This is a genomic window from Streptomyces sp. NPDC006512 (assembly GCF_040611935.1).
Lineage (GTDB): Bacteria > Actinomycetota > Actinomycetes > Streptomycetales > Streptomycetaceae > Streptomyces.
In genome coordinates, this window is record NZ_JBEXPG010000055.1 from 1 (window position 1) to 16,203 (window position 16,203).

Here is a 16,203-nt window from a genome sequence, read left to right on the forward strand (position 1 = left end):
CGCGGACAACGCTTCCCACTCCAGATCCGACAGTTCATGACGACGCACCATGCGGCACATGATCCCCCATCAGAACCCTTTGAAGACAGTGCCTAACCCCCACAGCTCGCGAACGCCTCGCCGGAGCCGCCGCCCCGGTCCATGGGCTCCCTCGCGGGGCGGGTCAGCATGCCGCTCTCCTCGGTGAACCGGGGTAGCTGGTCGCGGAGCGCCGGTGCGCCGAACAGCGCGACGCTCAGCAGCAGGGCGTCCGGCCGACGCACGGTCGCCCCGCGGACCTCCGCGTGGTCGCGGCGCAGCCGGGCGAGCAGCCCCGCGCCGCGCAGGGTGCGCCGGGGCCACACCCACAGGGCCAGGGCTCCGAGGTCTGCGAGGAGGCCGAGAAGGAGCCACACCACTGTCCGGCCCCCCATGACGGCACCGAGTGGAGCCGCGGCGAAGACCGGCAGCAGCAGGCTCCGTACGGCCCGCACCCGCCTGCGGGACACCACCAGTCCCGCCCGCTCCAGTTCCGTGGCCACCCCCTGGACGGCACGTCGCACCCGCTCCGTGTCGTGAAGGCGGCGCGGGTGAAGGGGCCCGTACAGCGCGTGGTACTGGGCGCGGGCCACCTCGGAGCAGCCGCGCGGCAGTCGGGGTTTGCCGGGTTGGACGGTCTGCCGCCATCCGGCCTCGACCGAACCGGCCAGGTACAGCTCTACGAGTGCGGTCTGCGCCGCACCCCGCCCGCCCCCGCGCAGCAGGCCCGTCTCGACGGGAGTGAGCCGGCGGCCGAGCGGGCCGGACACCGGCTTCCGGCCCGGGTGAAGGCGTAGAGCGGCGGCTATCAGCAGCAGGAGCCACGCGGCTCCGGCCGGCACCGCGTTGATCACGAGCACGGTCCGCCCCTTCCTGTCGCCACCAAACTGGCGCCAAACCACTCCGCCCGCAAGCCGGTTGGCGCCGGTACCGGGTCGGGCCCGGAGCCGGTCCCGCTCGGTCACTCTTCGTGTAGGGGGTGTCGCGCCGACCGTCCGGGATCCCGCTGCGCCCCCGTGGCCGGCGCGGGCCGGGCGTCGGGCTGGGCATGGAGGCGGGATGCGGGGGTAATCGCGGGACATGACGGCTGGCGAAGCGGCACGTGAAGGTGTGGAGACCGCCTCGAAGGGCGGCACGGGCAGGGCGGTGATGGCCCGGTGCGGGCTGGTCGCGCGCGGCCTGCTGTACGTACTCATCGGAGTGATCGCGGTCCGCGTGGCATTCGGTGGGAGCGGGGGCGGCGAGGAAGCCGACCGCACGGGCGCGTTGCAGGAGCTCGCGGAGAAGCCCTTCGGCGGCGTCCTCGTGTGGGCCGTCGGCATCGGCCTGGTCTGCATGACGCTGTGGCGGCTGTCGGAGGCGGTACTGGGCGCGGCGGGCCCGGACGGGGACAAGGTCGGCAAGCGACTGGCCGCGGCCGCCCGGACCGTGTTCTACGGGGTCGTCGCGTTCTCCGTGCTCTCCTTCGCCGCCGGGTCCGGCGGCGGGCAGTCCGGCGACGAGCAGTCCCGCGACGTGACGGCCCAGGCCCTGGACCTGCCCGGCGGCCCGTGGTGGGTGGCGGCGGCCGGCGCGGGTATCGCCATCGGCGGCGTCGTGATCGCCGTACAGGCAGTGCGGCGCACCTTCCGCAAGCACCTGGCGATGGACCGGCAGCCCGAGGGGGTCCGCAAGGCGGTCGAGCTCCTCGGGGTGGTGGGCGGGCTGGCGCGCGGTGCCGTCTTCGCCGCGGTCGGCGCGTTCGTCGTGCACGCCGCGGTCAGCTACGACCCGGCGAAGGCGAAGGGGGTCGACGACACCCTGCGCACGTTCGCGGAAACCCCGGCGGGTCCGTGGCTCCTCGTGGCGGTCGCCGCCGGGCTCGTGCTGTTCGGGGTGTTCTCCTGGGCCATGGCCATCTGGCGCCGGGTCTGAGCGGGCCCTTCCTGAGCCGCAGCCGTTCGCGGAACCGTCGGCCGTTCACGCTGCGCGGAATCCACCCCCAGCGCAAAGAGACCGGCCGCTCCCCGGCCGCCCGTTAGCGTCACACCATGGACCTCATCCAAGTCACCCCTGCCGTCTGGCAGTTGTCCCTCCCCGTCGGACACGTCCACCTGGCGCGTCTGCCGGACGGCTACGCGCTGATCGATACCGGTGTGCCGGGGTCCGCCCCGGCGATCCTGGAGGCTGTCGACCGGCTCGGCGGCCGTCCTCAGGACGTGCTCCAGATCGTTCTGACCCACTTCCACGGCGACCACGTGGGTTCGGCCGCGGACCTCGTCGCGGCCACGGGCGCCCGGGTCCTGGCCGGTGCGCTGGACGCGCCGTTCATCAGCGGCACCGCACCCGGACCCGAGCCGGTGCTCACCGCCTCGGAGCGTGCCCTCTACGAGCAGGTCATGGCCGGCTTCGCAGAAGCGGGTGTGCCGCCCGCGAAACCCGTACCGGTGGACGTGGAACTGAGCGACGGAGAAGTCCTCGACGGGTGGGCCGAGCCCGTCCGGGTCCTGCACGTTCCGGGCCATACCCCGGGCAGCATCGCACTCCATCTCACGTCCAGCGGTGTGCTGTTCCCGGGTGACACCGTCGCCACCGCGGAGGGCCGAGCGATCCTGGGTCCGTTCAACGTGGACAGGGAGCAGGCCGTCGCTTCCTTCCGGCGGCTGGCCGCGCTGGAGACGGAGGTCGTGTGCGTGCCCCACGGCGAACCGCTGACGCAGGACGCGGGCGCCGTGCTCCGCTCCGCCACGCCGGAAACGGACTGGGTGTAGCGCCCCCACGTCGCGGGGGCCGGCGCCCGGGTGGCCAGTACGGACCGGCTCGACGGGAAGGCCCCGCCGCCGGCCGGCAGCGGGGCCTTCCTCATCGCCTACGACGGGTGCGCCTTGGTGAGGGTGCAGACGCCGTCCGTGCACTGGCGCTCCAGACGGCCGCGGGAGATGGTCTGCGCGAGGCCCACCAGCCAGCAGGTGGGGCAGCCGCGGAAGGCGACCAGCGCCAGCGGGGCCGCCAGCAGGGAGGCCGGCCCGAGGACGGGCACCAAGGCGATCGAGCCGATGATCAGCCCGAAACCGATGGCGCCGCGCGCCAGGTGGCGCGGGACGGAGGCGCTGGCGAAGTTCCTCTCGGCCGCCACGGGCGCAACGGGCGGCACGGGCGCCGCGGTGACCAGGCCCGTCGCACCCTGCGCGCTGTTCACGGTCTTCACTGTGTTCACGGTGTCCAAGGTCTTCACGGTGTCGAGTCCCCTCCGGCGGATGGGTCGATGGGCGGGTCGGGGGGCTGGGGTGTCGTCCGGTCGGTGGTCTCCAACGCGTGACGCAGTGCCGCTCGTGCTCTGTGCAGCCGCGATTTCATCGCGGCGCTGCTCAGACCCAGCGCACGGGCGACGGTGCCGCCGGGCAGGCCCTGGATGTCCCGCATGATCAGGACCTGCCGCTGGTCACGGGGCAGGGAACCGACCGCAGCCGCGATCCGCTCCACCTCCAGCCGGTGCAGCACCGCGTCCTCGGCGGAGCGTTCCGCGGACGTCTCCGGTCCGGCCGGCGCCTCGCCGCCCCGCGAGACGAGCAGCCGTACCTGCCGCAGGCACTCGTTGCGCACGATCCGGAACATCCATGAGGCGAGCGCCCCGGTGCTCCGCAGGGTGCCGATCTTCCGGTAGAGGATGATCAGCGCCTCCTGTGCCGCGTCCTCCGCGTCCTGCGGCGAGGCGCACAGCGACAGGGCGAACTTGCGCACGTGCGGCTGCGATTCCATGACGACCGTGGTGAGCGACGTGCAGTCGCCGTCCTGAGCGGCCCTGATCAGCGGCTCGTCCGGCCAGGCGTAGCGTTGGTTCATCTGCTCCTCATCTTCCAAAGGCTCCCCTCGCGCGCCGCGCCGGTCAGCTTCGGCCCTTGTAGCGCCGCATCAGGTGCCAGCTGCACGCGCCCACGAGCAGGGCTCCGACCACTACGAGGCCAGTGACCATCATGTGCGTTTCCTCCCGGTTCTGCCGGCCCGTTCGGCCGGTACACACACAAGAGGCGGGCAGGCCCGGAAAGGATTCACCCCGGACCGGATTTTCTCGCGGACACCCTGCTAGAAGGGGAGTCCGATCAGGCCCCACCCACGGGCGCCGGCCTCCGTGGCCACGTCGCCCCATTCGCGCAGCAGCGCCGCGGTGGCGTCGAAGCCGGCGGGCCGGCCCGCCCAGCCGGCGGCCTCGTCCGCGAAGGGCCCGCGAAGCTCCTCCAGCCGGGGCGCGGCGATCTGCCAGGAACGGACCAGCTCCGGTACCTCGTCCGGGGCGCTGAGCATGAGCACCCGGGGGCGCCACGGGGCGGGGTCGTCGGGGAAGCCGCGCGCGGCGGGCCGCTCGTCCTCCGCGGAGGACGTGGAGTCCATACCCGTGAGGTCGTCCGGGTCGTCCCAGAACAGGCCGCGCAGGAAATGGTCCAGGGCGTCCCGCAGTTCGGGGGCGACCCAGGTCCGGACGTCCTCCCAGGCGTTGGCCAACCGGGGGTGGTAGCCGTAGGAACCGGTGGTTCCGTAGAACCGGTACTCGGCGCACCAGGTCACCTGCCGCTGCCACGCCCAGCCGCCCGTCACGGCGGAGTCGGCGTCGTCGCACGCCGTGCAGCAGAAGTCGGGGCAGGCGGCGTCGCGCAGTACGTTCACCCGGTCGTCCGCCGGTATGCGCGCCAGGTGGTCCCAGTCGACCATGAGCACGGTGATGTCGAGTCCCATCGGCACAGGCTAGTCGTGGTCGTCGTCCCGGAGGACGGTGCGGACGCCGGTGACGACCACGAAGATCAGGCAGAGGGCGATGACGGTTTCGGCCCACAGGAAGGCGAACCAGTCCAGCACGCAGCCGATCGGGGGCGCGCCGGGGGCGTTGTTGCGGAACGCCGAGAGGGCGAACAGGGTGGCGGCCATCCAGCCGAGTGCGGCCCAGACCAGGCCCTCCCCGCGGGTCGCCATGTACCAGGCACCGATGGTCACGGATGCTGCCAGCGCCCACATCACGATCATCATGAAGACGGCGAAGGCGAGCAGGCTGCCCGATCGGGCCAGCACCAGCGCCAAGCCGGCGGCCTCTTGCCCGGACGGGACGGGTGTCGCGGAGGTTGCGAAGAGCGTGTCGTGGTTGGAGAACAGCAGCCGCACCGGCACCTGCTCGGCGTCCATCTGTGCCCAGAATTCGATGTCGGTCTCGTAGGTGTCGAACGGGTAGTCGCTGATCGATCCATCCGTGATCGCTACCTGCACGTCCCTGATCGTGAGCCGCTCGTGGGCCTTGAACTCCAGATCGCCGAGTGTCTGCGCGGAGGTCTGGAGGCTGAGATCAGCGACCGGGGCGGTCCCGTCCTCCTCACCGAGGGTCCCGCGCGCGGTGACCCGGACCCGCAGCGTCAGCTCTCTGGCCGCGGCGTCGACGCGTTGGACGTCGGCCTCCACGTCCACCCGGTCGGCGGCCTGGGATCCGACGGTGCGGACCGTGTCGAGCACCTGCCGCTCGGTGAACTGCAGCCATGACCCCACGGCCACCGCCACCACGATCAGAATGGCGAAGGGGAGCAGGACCGGCAGCAGCGAGGCTCCCGAGCGGCGCGGAGGACGTGATTCCCAGGTGGGGGCCATGGTGACACTCCGACGGGGCGGGGAAGAAGAGCGGTGTCAGGGCGCGGTCTTGAACTCCGGTGCTTCAAGGCTCTTCAGGCATTCGGTCTTCGGCGCGTTCGGGTTGTCGAAGAACGAGACGGCGATGTCCTGGGCGCACTTCGAGGTGGCGATCACCACGTGCGGCTCGTAGGGGATCGTGACGACCTTGGCGTTGCTCAGTGTGCGGGCGACGTAGGCCCCGTTGTCCGCTCCGGTCTGGGCGTCGAACGCACCCGACAGGGCAAGGGTGGGGATGTCGCTGGTCGTGACGTCCCGGATCGAGCGCGCGGCCTTGGGGATGTTCCAGACGTCGCAGTCCGGATGGAGGGAGGTGAGCATCGGAGTCTGGGCCTGCACCGAGCGGGGGAACGACGGGAACTCTTTCCGTCCGGCCTGGAGCGCCGCGTCCTTGCTCTCGTACGGCGTCCACTCGCTGCAGAAGATGCCGTAGGCGAGACCGTGCGAAACCACGCCGATGCCCTTGGGGTTGGTCCTCCAGGCCGCCCACTGCTGGGCGATCTTCTGCGGGTTGCCGTTCGCCAGCTCGTCGATGAAGAGGGGTACGTCCTCCGCGGTGTGGGTGGCGGAGGTCAGCCAGTTCACCAGGGTCCCGCCGTCCAGCACGACCTTCACCGGCTTGTCGCTGCCGGGGACCGTGACGGTGGTGGTGACGGGCTTGGCTTCGAGGTCGCTGACGAGCTTCTCGAAGGTGGCCGACAGGTTCGGATAGCGCTTGTTGCAGGCGGGCTGGTCCGCGCAGGCCTTGAACAGGCCGTCGGTGCCCTGCCGGAAGCTGCTCCAGGTCGCGGCCGACCCGGACCTGGACGGCGGCAGGATGCCGTCGATGCCCACCGAGCGGAGACCTTCGGGGTGCAGGCGCATGTACGCCAGCGCCAGATGGGTGCCGTAGGAGATGCCGTACAGGTTCCACCGATCGACGCCCAGGGTTTTGCGGAGGTCCTCGTAATCGGCGGCGCTCTCGGTGTCGTTGTAGGCACTGAGGTCGATCCCGCGGGCGGCCAGCTTGTCGCGGCAGGCCTTCGTGGCCTCGACGTGCAGACGTTCGGTGGACGGAGCGTCGTAGACCAGGCCGACCACGCGGGCGTTGAACTCGTCGACGTTGGGGCACAGGAGCTCCGGGTCGGCCGAGTAGGTGCCGCGTTGGGACATGAGTATCACGTCACGGTCGCGGTTCAGGCCTCCGTCGACGGCCAGTTTCGCCTCGCCCACGGCGTCGTCTCCGGGTCCGCCCGCGAGCCACACGATGGGGTCGGGTTTCGGTGTGCCGGCCACGGCGGGCACGATCGCGACCCCGAGTTCGATCGTCTTGCCGGTTGGTGCGGCGCGGTTTTCGGGGACGGTGAGCGTTCCGCAACGGGCCCCTGCGAGTTCCTCGACCGGGTCTTTCGTCTTCGGGCAGGGACCCGGTTCGAAGCCGGCGTCGCCAACCGTCCGGGCGACCGTGCCGATCGGCGCTCCGGGGCTGGGCTCGGTGCGGGACTGTGCCTGGGCGGGGGCGGTGAGCAGGCCGGTGACGAGGAGACCGGTCGCCATGCCGGCCGACGTCGCCAGGAGCCGTCGTGCGGGGCGCCTGCGACGGGGAGCTTGGTGGAGGGTCATCTGCACTCCCGGCTATTTCGGGATGATCGTGAACGGCTGGGGCTCGAGGTCGTCCACGCACCGCGTGTCGGGCGCGGTCGGGTGGGCGAAGAACGAGGCGAGCACGCTCTGCGCGCAAGGCGACTGCGGGACCACCCAGTGGCCGATCCCGGGGACCTGCACGGAGGTCGAGTTGGACAGGTTGCGGGCCACTCCCCTGGCCCAACTCGCCCCGGTCTTCACGTCGAACGTGCCCGAGATGACGAGTGCCGGCACCGAACTGGAGGTGGGTACCCGCTGGACGGACGCGCGGTCCGGGACGTTCCAGATCCCGCACACCGGGTACTGGAAGGGCAGCTGCGGAGGCTGGGCCAGGACGGTGTCCGGCCAGCCGGGGTAGGCCTTCTGTCCCGCCTTCAGCACGTCGGATTCCGAGTACCCCGGAGCCCATTCACTGCACGCGATCGAGTTCGTCAGGCCGTGCGCGAACTCGCCGACCTTCTGGACCGAGCCGGCCGCGCGAGCCTGCGCGAAGCGCTCCGGGTTCCCCTTGCTGAGTTCCTCCAGCGCTGCGGGCATGTCCTTGGGCCGCGGGGTGAAGGCGACGATCAGGTTCAGCAGCGCACCCCCGTCGAGGACGGTCTTGACCGGTTTCCCGCCGTCCGGCGGCGTGACGTTCAGCGTCAGGGGCCGCGCCTCCAGCTCGCGGACCTGCTCCGTCAGCAGTCGGGGAAGGTCGGGGTAGCGGTCCTTGCAGGCGGGCTGGGCCGCGCAGGCCGCGAAGATGTTGCGGATCCCCTCGGCGGTGCTGCCCCACGTCCACGGCAGGGTCACGAACTGGGAAGGTGCGATCGAGTCGATCGCCACCGCGCGGATGCCCTCGGGGTGCAGGCGCAGGTACGTGAGGGCCAGGTTGCTGCCGTAGGAGTACCCGTAGACGTTCCACCGGGGGATGTCGAGCGCCTTGCGCAGGTCGGCGAAGTCCGCGGCGTTCTCCGTGCTGTTGTAGGCGCTCAGGTCGACTCCGTCGGCCATGAGGCGGGTCCGGCAGTCCGTCACCGCCTTCAGCATGATCCGTTCCGCCTGCTGTGCGTCATAGCCCAGGCCCACCGCCTGCCCGTTGAACCGGTCGACCTCCGGGCAGGCGAGGTTCGGCTGGTCGTAGCGGTTGCCGCGCTGGGCCATGACGATCAGTTCGCGGTCCTTGTTCAGGCCGGAGTCGACGAGGAACGGGATATCGTCGAACGTGTCGGCGCCGGGGCCGCCCGCCATGAACACCACGGGGTCCGCGGCGGGTTTGTCGGAGGCGGCCGGGATCCTCGCGACGGCCAGCTTGATGGTCCGGCCGCCGGGGCGGGAGCGGTTCTCGGGGACCTCCAGATACCCGCACTGTGCGTCGCTCAGCGCTTCGATCGGCTCGGGCGGCTTCGGACAGGGACCGGGCACGAACCGTGAGGAGCCCGCCGCGCCGGGTTGCCCGGCCGGATGCGGAGCCGCTGACGGCGGGGCTGCTGCGGCGGAGCTGCTCGGTACGGGGCCGAAGGCTGCCAGGCAGACCAGAGCCGTCGCGGCGGTCGCCCCGCGAATGCTGTGCTTTGGCATGTGATCTCGTTCCTCTGCCGGACAGAGGTGCCTGACCTGCCCGGCCAGGCCGCAGCGGTTTGGGCGGAACGCACGTCTTCAACGCTACCCGGCGGAGCGTTCGCGCGCTCGCGGTGCGGTCACGCCCGGTGGCGAGGCCGCCTCTCCCGTCCCGGTCCCTCTCTTCGTGCGTCTCTTCGGCCCACCCGGTAGCGTTGTGTGCGCCGCCGGGGGCGAGTACCCGTGGGCTTGCCCGCGCGGTTCAGTGCTCGCAGAGCGAGAACTCCCGTTCGTAGAGCTGCTCGTTGTGTTCGTCGACGAAGAACTTGCGTTCCTTCATGAGTTCCTCGCGGTACGTCCTGGCCTGGTCGAGCGTCATGGTCGACGTGTCGGACCAGGGCTGCTGCGGCGGGACGTCGGAGGTCGAGACGATCCGTTCCGCCGGGTCGACCAGGAAGAACGCGAGGATCTTGCGGTGTCCCGGGCGGGTGGGGTCCGCGAGGCGGAACGCGTCCACACGGTGCTGGAGGGCGTTGGGAAACGCCAGGCAGCGGCCGGCCGGGGTCGGTACCGCGCCCAGTACCTGGTTGAGCGCGTCCTCGTCCTCCAGGCCGTAGACCTCGCGCAGCCCGGCGTCGTCGTTCTGTTCGTAGCGCGGGTCGTCGAGTGCGGCCCGGAAACCCAGCCGGCTCTCGGTGATGTTCTCGCTGTCCCAGTAGTAGATGCCGGTCGAGACGATCCGCTCGTTCAGCATGCCCTCGACGTGCCAGGAACCTCCGGGGTACTCGGGCTTCTCCGGGGTGAGGTGGAGGGTGGCGAGCTTGACGATGACCTGGAGCCGGCGGCCGCGCAGGTCGACCCGGGCGGAGGCGTCGGGCCGTGCGGGCGGGCTGAAGGCCGGGGCGTCCGGGACGACCGGGCGGCGGTTCTCCCACCAGGCCTCATGGGCCTCTTCCCAGGCGTCGCGGGCATCCAGGTAGGCCGCGTTGTCGCTGTAGGACGACTGGCTCGGATACTCCGGTTCCGAGTCGTACCAGCCGTAGGGATCGGCCTCGATCCGCAGGGGCCGCGGGTGCCTCAGGTCGGTGAGCACGTTCTCGAACAGCGGGCGCAGGCGCGCGAACACGTCCGGCAGGACGGACGCGAGTGCGTGATGCGTCTCGGGGTGGACGTTGTTGACGTACGAGCGGAAGGCGACGGCGCCATCGTCACTGACGTCGGCGTCCGTGGGCAGCCACTGGAACCTCTCCGAGAACTCGTACTTCGAGTAGCGGTTCGTCGGGTTCTGCCAGGCCCGCTCAGGACCTCCGCTCACCTCTCTCACCAGGCAGAACAGTGAGGGGTGTACGAGATCCAGCACTTGGCCGTCGGATCCGGGATGCCAGTCCCGCTCCGATTCGGGGACCTCTTCCAGGACCCGGACGGCCTCACGCAACCGGGTCCTGAGCTGCTCGTCGACGAGGGTGTCCGACTGCCAGACCCCGTCGACCGCGGAAACCTCGATGCCGGTGCGCGCGTCCCGCAGCGCGGCGTAGTGCTCCAGCTCGGCGAGAACGTAGCGCACCTGCGCTTCGGTCAGGCCCTGCGCCACCGCTTCCCGCGTCCACCTGGCGACGATGTCGGCGTCGTTCATCTTGTCGAACCACGCGGGCTTCGCGCGCAGGTGCGAGCTGCACTGCATCATCTCCAGCTCCCGCAGCGTCCGTGGCGCCGCGAACGCCGGGGAAGGGGAGCTCTGGAAGGGCAGAGGAAAGGGGGACGAGCCGGTCACTTCTGGTGGTCCTCACAGTCGGTGTGCGGTGCCCGGAAGAATAACCCGGCCCACTGACACCACAGGAGGCGGAGGGGAGGAACGAGTGTCAGGGGGTCTTGTCGGCCTGCGCCGACAGGCGTTCGACGACGTCCGTCGGGGCCACCATGTAGGAGTTCCCGGGGATCGACGCGCGGTACGACGTGTTGACCCTTCGCCACACCGCGCACGCCTCCTGCCCCGTGATGCCGAGGGAGTTCTGCATGCGGGGGTTGAAGAGGTCGTAGTAGTGCAGCGACAGTCCCGGTTCCACGGTCTCGGGGATGCGGGCCGAACCGTCCGTCGTCTGGTTTACGAGGACGCTGATCACATGCGCCATGTGGAGGGCGGGCAGCCGGCCCTGAGGGGCGTCGGGGTGCTGGAAGACGTGCTGCCAGTGGTACGAGTCGACGTCCGGCTGTGACGCGACGGCGCTCTCGGCGAGGTCGCCGAGGTAGGCCCGCACCGATCCGCCGTTCCGGAGGGCGCCGGCGAGCGCGTGCTGGATCCGCTTGACGAGGTCGTCGTCGTCCTCCGGGGCCTCGTACTCGAGCCGCGCCTGCTGCACCGCGTACTCCTGGTAGGACGCGGGGATCCACTCGGGCACGTCGTTGGCGGAGGAGACCTCGGCCGGTGCGGCGTCGGCCGGCTGCGCCGGGGCGTAGGCGTCGAGGCGGACGAGGGCGGCCCCGGGCATCTTGTCGGACAGCTGGATGTCCGGGTTCAGCACCTGCGAGCAGTTCAGCCAGAGGCGCAGGCGGGGGCCTTCCTCGCCGCCGGGGAGCCAGATGGCCTCGGGGAAGCGGTCCCCGTCCTCGGTGACGCGGACGGGCGGACCCAGGCGCCGCACGACACCGTCGACGTAGTACCGCCAGGCCGCGTGGGCGCGGACGAGGACTTCCGGGTTCTCCTCGGCGGAGTCCGCCTCGATGGCCCAGGGCGAATAGCGGGCCAGCCGCACGGGGTTGAGGAAGCTGCGCCCCTTGCCGTACAACTCGAAGGCGTTGCCGGAGCGGCTGTGCACGGTGAGGACCGAGTTGATCTCGAGGGTGGTGAAGTACTCCACCGACTCCATCCACGCGGCGAGGTCACCCTCGCGTACGGGCGGCCCCGACCAGAGTGCCGGATTCGGCAGTCCTATGAAGAGGGCCGCATCCCTGACCTGGGCCGCTTCGTGTTCGCGCGTGGTCGGCACTGGTGTTCTTCTCCCGCCGGATGATCGTGTGGTGATCATCTTAAGCGGCCGGCCGGTTCAGGCAGGTCAGCAGATCAGCTGTCCAGGGAGAGCCCGTTCGACGACCGTGGGCGCGGCCGGACTCCGTCAGTGCCTGAGGGGCGGGGGCGGGTGAACCGGAGCGAGCGGAATCCCCTCTTGATGGAGGACCGAGGGAGAAGTCCATGGCAGGCAAGGCCGTTCCGGCAGCGGGGCGCGTCCTGGTGGTGGGGCTCCTGTGCGCCCTGATGGCGGGGTGCGGAAGTACCGCGCCGGGAGGGGCGGCAGGACCTGGGCCCGCGTCCTCCCTCGCGCCGACCGCCGACTGCGGCCTCGACACGACGACTGACGACCAGAGCGGCGGGGACGCGGGCCCGCCCACCGACCAGGACACCGCCGACGGACATGCCGGCCCGCCCACGGACGAGGAGACCGGCGGGCATGCCGGTCCGCCCACCGACCAGGAGACCGGCGGACATGCCGGACCGCCCACCGATCAGGAGACCTCGGGCGGCGCCGGTCCGCCGACCGACGGGGAGATCGGCAACGGGGGCGGCCCCTGCGGGCCCGCGGACTGGTTCGAGATGACCCGGGACTTCCAGGCCTACCTCGTACAGCACCTCACCAAGGCCGACGACGGAACCGTCTCCCATCGGTCCGTACGGGAGACCCGGGTCCGGAAGGCAGGCGCCGTCGGCGAGGCACGGATCACCTTCTACTCCGACTTCACGGACGACGCCCTCAGCCACGGCGCCGCGCTCCGCCTGGCCGGGCTGTTCGCCGACTGGCGGCGCGAGGTCTACGGCGACACGGGCAGCGTGTCGGTCCGGACCACCGAAGGGACGGTGCTCGTCACCCTGCCCTGGTGACCCCGGGCCGACGCTCGTCCCGCACCCCGAGGCGGACCTCCCGCGTCCCCGCCCAGCTCGAAGGAAACGGCCGGTGATCCCGATGTGCCACCCCCGACCGTCCGGCGGTGCGGAGCACCGGTTCAGGAGCCGATGAAGCGGGTGGCGCCCACGAACGGACGGTTCGACAGGGGCTCCTCCCTCACCCTCTCCCCCGTCTTGGGCGAGTTGATCATCATCGGTTCGCCCTGGTCGTTCGTGCCGACGTAGATGCCCACGTGGGTGACGTTGGAGGTGCTGCTGCCGAAGCCCACGATGTCGCCCGGCCGGAGGTCGGCCGTAGACGTGATCCGCTCGCCTTCGGCCGAGCCGGCGGGCGCCGCGCCGCCTCCGGCGTCGAACTGCGGCTGGCTGTCGCGCGGGATGGTGATGCCGAGGGTGGAGTACACCTGGCTCGTCAGGCCGGAGCAGTCGTAGCCGAACCCGGCCGTGCCGGACCAGAGGTACTCCAGGCCCAGGAACTTGCGCGCTTCGGCGACCACGTCGTCGCCGGTCACCCCCGACGTCGGAACCTTCGCGAGGTCGTCGCGCTCGAAGTAGACCGGCGTGCCGTCGTTGGCCCGGGCCTCCACGACGGACGGGGCGCCGGGGACGGGCTTCACGGCGAACTCCGTGTTGAACGAGTACTCGGTGCGCCCCTTGGACGGCGCCCCCGCCGCCAGTGCCTGACGCGAGCGGTAGCCCCAGGCCGTCGGACTGGTGACGCGCTCCGCCGTCGTGCCGGACGGGGCCTTCTTCCGGAGCTTCGTCAGCTGCCGGTCGGGCATCCAGCCGGGGTAGCCGGCCGCGTCCCGGGGCGTGGGCTGGCCGTGGACCACCACCTTGTCCCAGAGCACGCCGTCCTTCGTCGTCGTGTCCACCACGGTGACCCTGCCGCCGTACAGGGCCTGCGTCTCACCCGGAACGTCTCGGCGCAGGTTGATGTCGTGGGCCATCGCGGCGAACCAGCCCCTGATGTCGACGGGGTTGGTGAGCGCCTTCGCGTCCACCGTCCGCACCTTGTCGGGGCTCTCCCAGATCTGGGCGACGGACACGTCCACGTAGCAGGTCCTGGCTCCCCGGCAGGCGGCCGAGGCCGCCGAAGGGGAGGCGTCCGCGGCGGCGACGTGATCGGTCAGGGGGACCAGGGTCATGAAGGCGCTGACGGCAACGGAAAGCGCGATGTTGGAGAGGGGCATACGACGATTGTCCTGCGCGGGTCACAACAAGCCAGGGACCGATCCGGCCGACCGTGCGGCTGATATCGGACAGGCCGGCGCAGCCCCGTCCCAGCCGTGGGACCTCTTGTGCGCCGCTACGGCGCCGAGCCCGGCACCGCCCTCGTGTACGCGTGAACCCGGGGGCCGGTCAGCCCGGCCGGTGCAGCTCTCCCGCCTCGTGGGCGCGCACGAGGGCCAGGTACTCGGCCGCCAGGCGGTGGCAGTCACCGGGCCACCGCGCGGAGACGTAGTTGCCGTCCGTGACGGTGAAGCCGCGTCCGGGCCGGGCGGCGGTGTCGCGGACGGGCAGCGGCGGACCCGGGCGGAAGTGGCGCGGATCGGCGAGCGCCTCGGTGACCTCCCGCTGCACGGTGGTGCGGTACGTGCGGTAGTAGCGGCCCAGCCAGAACCGGGTGAGGTTCCACCCGGTCAGCTCCAGCAGGGCCGTCAACGCCGTCGTCCGCCGGCCGTGGAGGACCGAGCGCCCGGTGGCGGGATCCTTGGCCCGGGCGGCGAGCAGCACGCCGTGGCAGACGGCTCCCACCGGCAGCCCCCGGGTGAAGACCCGCGCGAACAACTCCTGGGCGGTGGCGTCCTCCAGGAGCGTCCGCATGCCCGCGGCGTGGCCGCCGGGTACGAACAGGCCCCTGACGGCGGCCGGATCGACATCCGCGTACGAGCAGGGGGCGAGGAAATGGGGGTCCTCGGTCAGCCGCCGGTAGGCGGCGAGCTCGGCGCGGCGGGTCATCAGCCAGGGCGACAGCCAGGAGAAGCCGAGGTCCGTGAGCCTGGGGTCGGCGTACGCGGCCTTCCCGCCCGGGGTCGCGAACCGTACCTGCAATCCGGCGTCCCGCAGTGCCGCCCAGGGCACCGCCGCCTCGGTGGGGTCGTAGTCGCCTGCGGGGAGCAGGAAGAGAATCACGGCGTACTCCTCGGTGTCCGAAGGCCGACCCTAGGAGCGGCCGACGGCCCCGTCATTCACTCCGGCGGCCAACCCGTTGACTCCCCGGACCGGAACCCGGACCGGAACCCGGACCGGAGCCCGGGACGGGGCCCGGCAACCGGCCGGCCGACGGTGTTGACGCGGGCGGGGTGCCCGCATTGACTGGCGGTCGTGTCCGTCATCGAGCCGCCCTCCGTCACCGCGTGCTACGCCTTCGCCGTACTGAGCGCCACGGCCGAGGGCGCCGGCGGGTCCGGTCCCTGGGCCCTGCCCACGGACCGGCTGGAGTTCGGCGAGATGCGCGCCCTGTGGGACGAGGTCCTCGGCGCCGCGGGCTCCGGCCCGCACACCGGGCTCCTGGTGGGCGACCGCATCAAGCCCGAGGGGCTGCACATCCTCGGCCACCTCGTCCTCACCTCCGCCAGCCTCGCGGAAGCCGCGGAGGCCGCCGAGCGCTACCACCCCCTGGTGAGCCAGGCCGGCACGGTCACCCTCCACCGCCGCGGCGGGGTCGGCCGGGTCTGCTACCGGCCGACCGTGGACCCGGCGGCCATGCACCCCCAGCAGGTGGAGGCGATCGTCAGCAGCATGGCGCGGGCGGGCCGCTGGATCGCGGGCGACGGCTGGGCGCCGCTGGCCGTGTCGTTCACCCACCCCCGCAGGGGCTCGGCGGAACCGTACGCCCACGTCCTCGGCTGCCCCGTCGTCTTCGACGCTCCGGAGACCGCGATCACGGTCGCCGACGAGGACCTCGACCGGCGCCGCCCCCTCCACGACCCGGCGCTCAACGCCCTGCACCGGGCCTACGCCGACCGGCTCCTGTACCGGCTGTCCGCGGCCGTGACCGTCGCCGGGCGCGTACGGCAGTGGCTGGAGGACGCCGCGCTCGATGACGCGGGACCCGAGGGCCCCGCCAAGGAGCTCAGCCTCAGCGTCCGGAGCCTGCGCAGGGCCCTGCACGCGGAGGGCACGTCGTGGCGCGCGCTCCTCGACACCGCCCGCCACGGCCGGGCCAGGCGGCTGCTGGAGACCACCTCGCTGCCACTGGACCGGGTCGCCCCGCTCGTCGGTCTGAGCGGCGCGACGGCCCTGGTCCGGGCGTTCACCCGGTGGGAGGGCATGCCTCCGGGCGCGTACCGCAGCCGGCACCGGCCCGCGTCACCGGAACCGGACCTCGACGGCTCCGGCGGCGGGTGAGGACCTCACGGGCTCCGGCCACCCGCCGGGCGGCCCCCGCCAGTCAGCGGAGGGTCCGGTGTGGCGGCGGGCGACGTAGGGGCCGTGCTGTGTGTGTCGGACCGGTGTGATCCGCCGGATGGGGCACTTCG

General features: G+C 71.7%; 15 protein-coding genes. 4 read left to right on the forward strand and 11 right to left on the reverse strand.

Features of this window, described 5'->3' with window-relative positions:
• Nucleotides 1-92 precede the first annotated feature (92 nt).
• Nucleotides 93-878, reverse strand: coding sequence for a TIGR04222 domain-containing membrane protein (locus tag ABZZ17_RS30405; RefSeq protein WP_356880708.1), 786 nt, complete (start codon nt 876-878; stop codon nt 93-95).
• A 289-nt stretch (nt 879-1,167) separates the two neighbouring features.
• On the opposite strand from ABZZ17_RS30405, the gene ABZZ17_RS30410 reads away from it, so the two are divergent.
• Both ABZZ17_RS30410 and ABZZ17_RS30415 read left to right on the forward strand, forming a co-directional pair.
• On the forward strand, nt 1,168-1,932 hold the full coding sequence (locus ABZZ17_RS30410; RefSeq protein WP_356880822.1) for a DUF1206 domain-containing protein: 765 nt from the start codon (nt 1,168-1,170) through the stop codon (nt 1,930-1,932).
• A 116-nt stretch (nt 1,933-2,048) separates the two neighbouring features.
• Nucleotides 2,049-2,768 (forward strand): MBL fold metallo-hydrolase, encoded by a 720-nt coding sequence (locus tag ABZZ17_RS30415; protein ID WP_356880710.1) that lies wholly within the window; start codon nt 2,049-2,051, stop codon nt 2,766-2,768.
• Between the two features lie 98 nt (nt 2,769-2,866).
• Here ABZZ17_RS30415 and ABZZ17_RS30420 read toward each other — a convergent pair whose 3' ends face one another.
• From ABZZ17_RS30420 to ABZZ17_RS30455, 8 genes are all read right to left on the reverse strand, one after another.
• Nucleotides 2,867-3,169 (reverse strand): hypothetical protein, encoded by a 303-nt coding sequence (locus ABZZ17_RS30420; RefSeq protein ID WP_356880824.1) that lies wholly within the window; start codon nt 3,167-3,169, stop codon nt 2,867-2,869.
• 59 nt (nt 3,170-3,228) lie between these two features.
• Entirely contained in the window at nt 3,229-3,840 is a 612-nt protein-coding gene (locus tag ABZZ17_RS30425; RefSeq protein ID WP_356880712.1) for an RNA polymerase sigma factor, read from the reverse strand.
• Nucleotides 3,841-4,080: 240 nt separating this feature from the next.
• The gene (locus ABZZ17_RS30430) at nt 4,081-4,728 is read right to left on the reverse strand and encodes a hypothetical protein (RefSeq protein WP_356880714.1); all 648 of its coding nucleotides are present in this window, start codon (nt 4,726-4,728) and stop codon (nt 4,081-4,083) included.
• 9 nt (nt 4,729-4,737) lie between these two features.
• Nucleotides 4,738-5,622 carry a DUF4436 family protein gene (locus ABZZ17_RS30435; protein WP_356880716.1) on the reverse strand — a complete coding sequence of 295 codons (885 nt, stop codon included), beginning with the start codon at nt 5,620-5,622 and terminating at the stop codon, nt 4,738-4,740.
• A gap of 36 nt (nt 5,623-5,658) precedes the next feature.
• On the reverse strand, nt 5,659-7,263 hold the full coding sequence (locus tag ABZZ17_RS30440) for an alpha/beta hydrolase (RefSeq protein ID WP_356880718.1): 1,605 nt from the start codon (nt 7,261-7,263) through the stop codon (nt 5,659-5,661).
• Nucleotides 7,264-7,275: 12 nt separating this feature from the next.
• Nucleotides 7,276-8,844: an alpha/beta fold hydrolase gene (locus ABZZ17_RS30445; protein ID WP_356880720.1), complete on the reverse strand. Its 1,569-nt coding sequence runs from the start codon at nt 8,842-8,844 to the stop codon at nt 7,276-7,278.
• Between the two features lie 241 nt (nt 8,845-9,085).
• On the reverse strand, nt 9,086-10,594 hold the full coding sequence (locus tag ABZZ17_RS30450; RefSeq protein ID WP_356880723.1) for a DUF4246 domain-containing protein: 1,509 nt from the start codon (nt 10,592-10,594) through the stop codon (nt 9,086-9,088).
• Between the two features lie 88 nt (nt 10,595-10,682).
• Complete coding sequence (locus ABZZ17_RS30455) at nt 10,683-11,807, reverse strand: hypothetical protein (RefSeq protein WP_356880725.1); 1,125 nt, start codon at nt 11,805-11,807, stop codon at nt 10,683-10,685.
• Between the two features lie 203 nt (nt 11,808-12,010).
• Here ABZZ17_RS30455 and ABZZ17_RS30460 point away from each other — a divergent pair, with 203 nt between their 5' ends.
• Entirely contained in the window at nt 12,011-12,694 is a 684-nt protein-coding gene (locus ABZZ17_RS30460; protein WP_356880727.1) for a hypothetical protein, read from the forward strand.
• 122 nt (nt 12,695-12,816) lie between these two features.
• On the opposite strand, the gene ABZZ17_RS30465 is transcribed toward ABZZ17_RS30460, so the two are convergent.
• Together ABZZ17_RS30465 and ABZZ17_RS30470 are read right to left on the reverse strand one after the other, a co-directional pair.
• Complete coding sequence (locus ABZZ17_RS30465; protein WP_356880729.1) at nt 12,817-13,911, reverse strand: NlpC/P60 family protein; 1,095 nt, start codon at nt 13,909-13,911, stop codon at nt 12,817-12,819.
• A gap of 169 nt (nt 13,912-14,080) precedes the next feature.
• Complete coding sequence (locus tag ABZZ17_RS30470; RefSeq protein ID WP_356880731.1) at nt 14,081-14,854, reverse strand: type 1 glutamine amidotransferase domain-containing protein; 774 nt, start codon at nt 14,852-14,854, stop codon at nt 14,081-14,083.
• Between the two features lie 192 nt (nt 14,855-15,046).
• Between ABZZ17_RS30470 and ABZZ17_RS30475 the strand changes: the two genes are divergently transcribed.
• The gene (locus ABZZ17_RS30475) at nt 15,047-16,072 is read left to right on the forward strand and encodes an AraC family transcriptional regulator ligand-binding domain-containing protein (protein WP_356880733.1); all 1,026 of its coding nucleotides are present in this window, start codon (nt 15,047-15,049) and stop codon (nt 16,070-16,072) included.
• Nucleotides 16,073-16,203 lie beyond the last annotated feature (131 nt).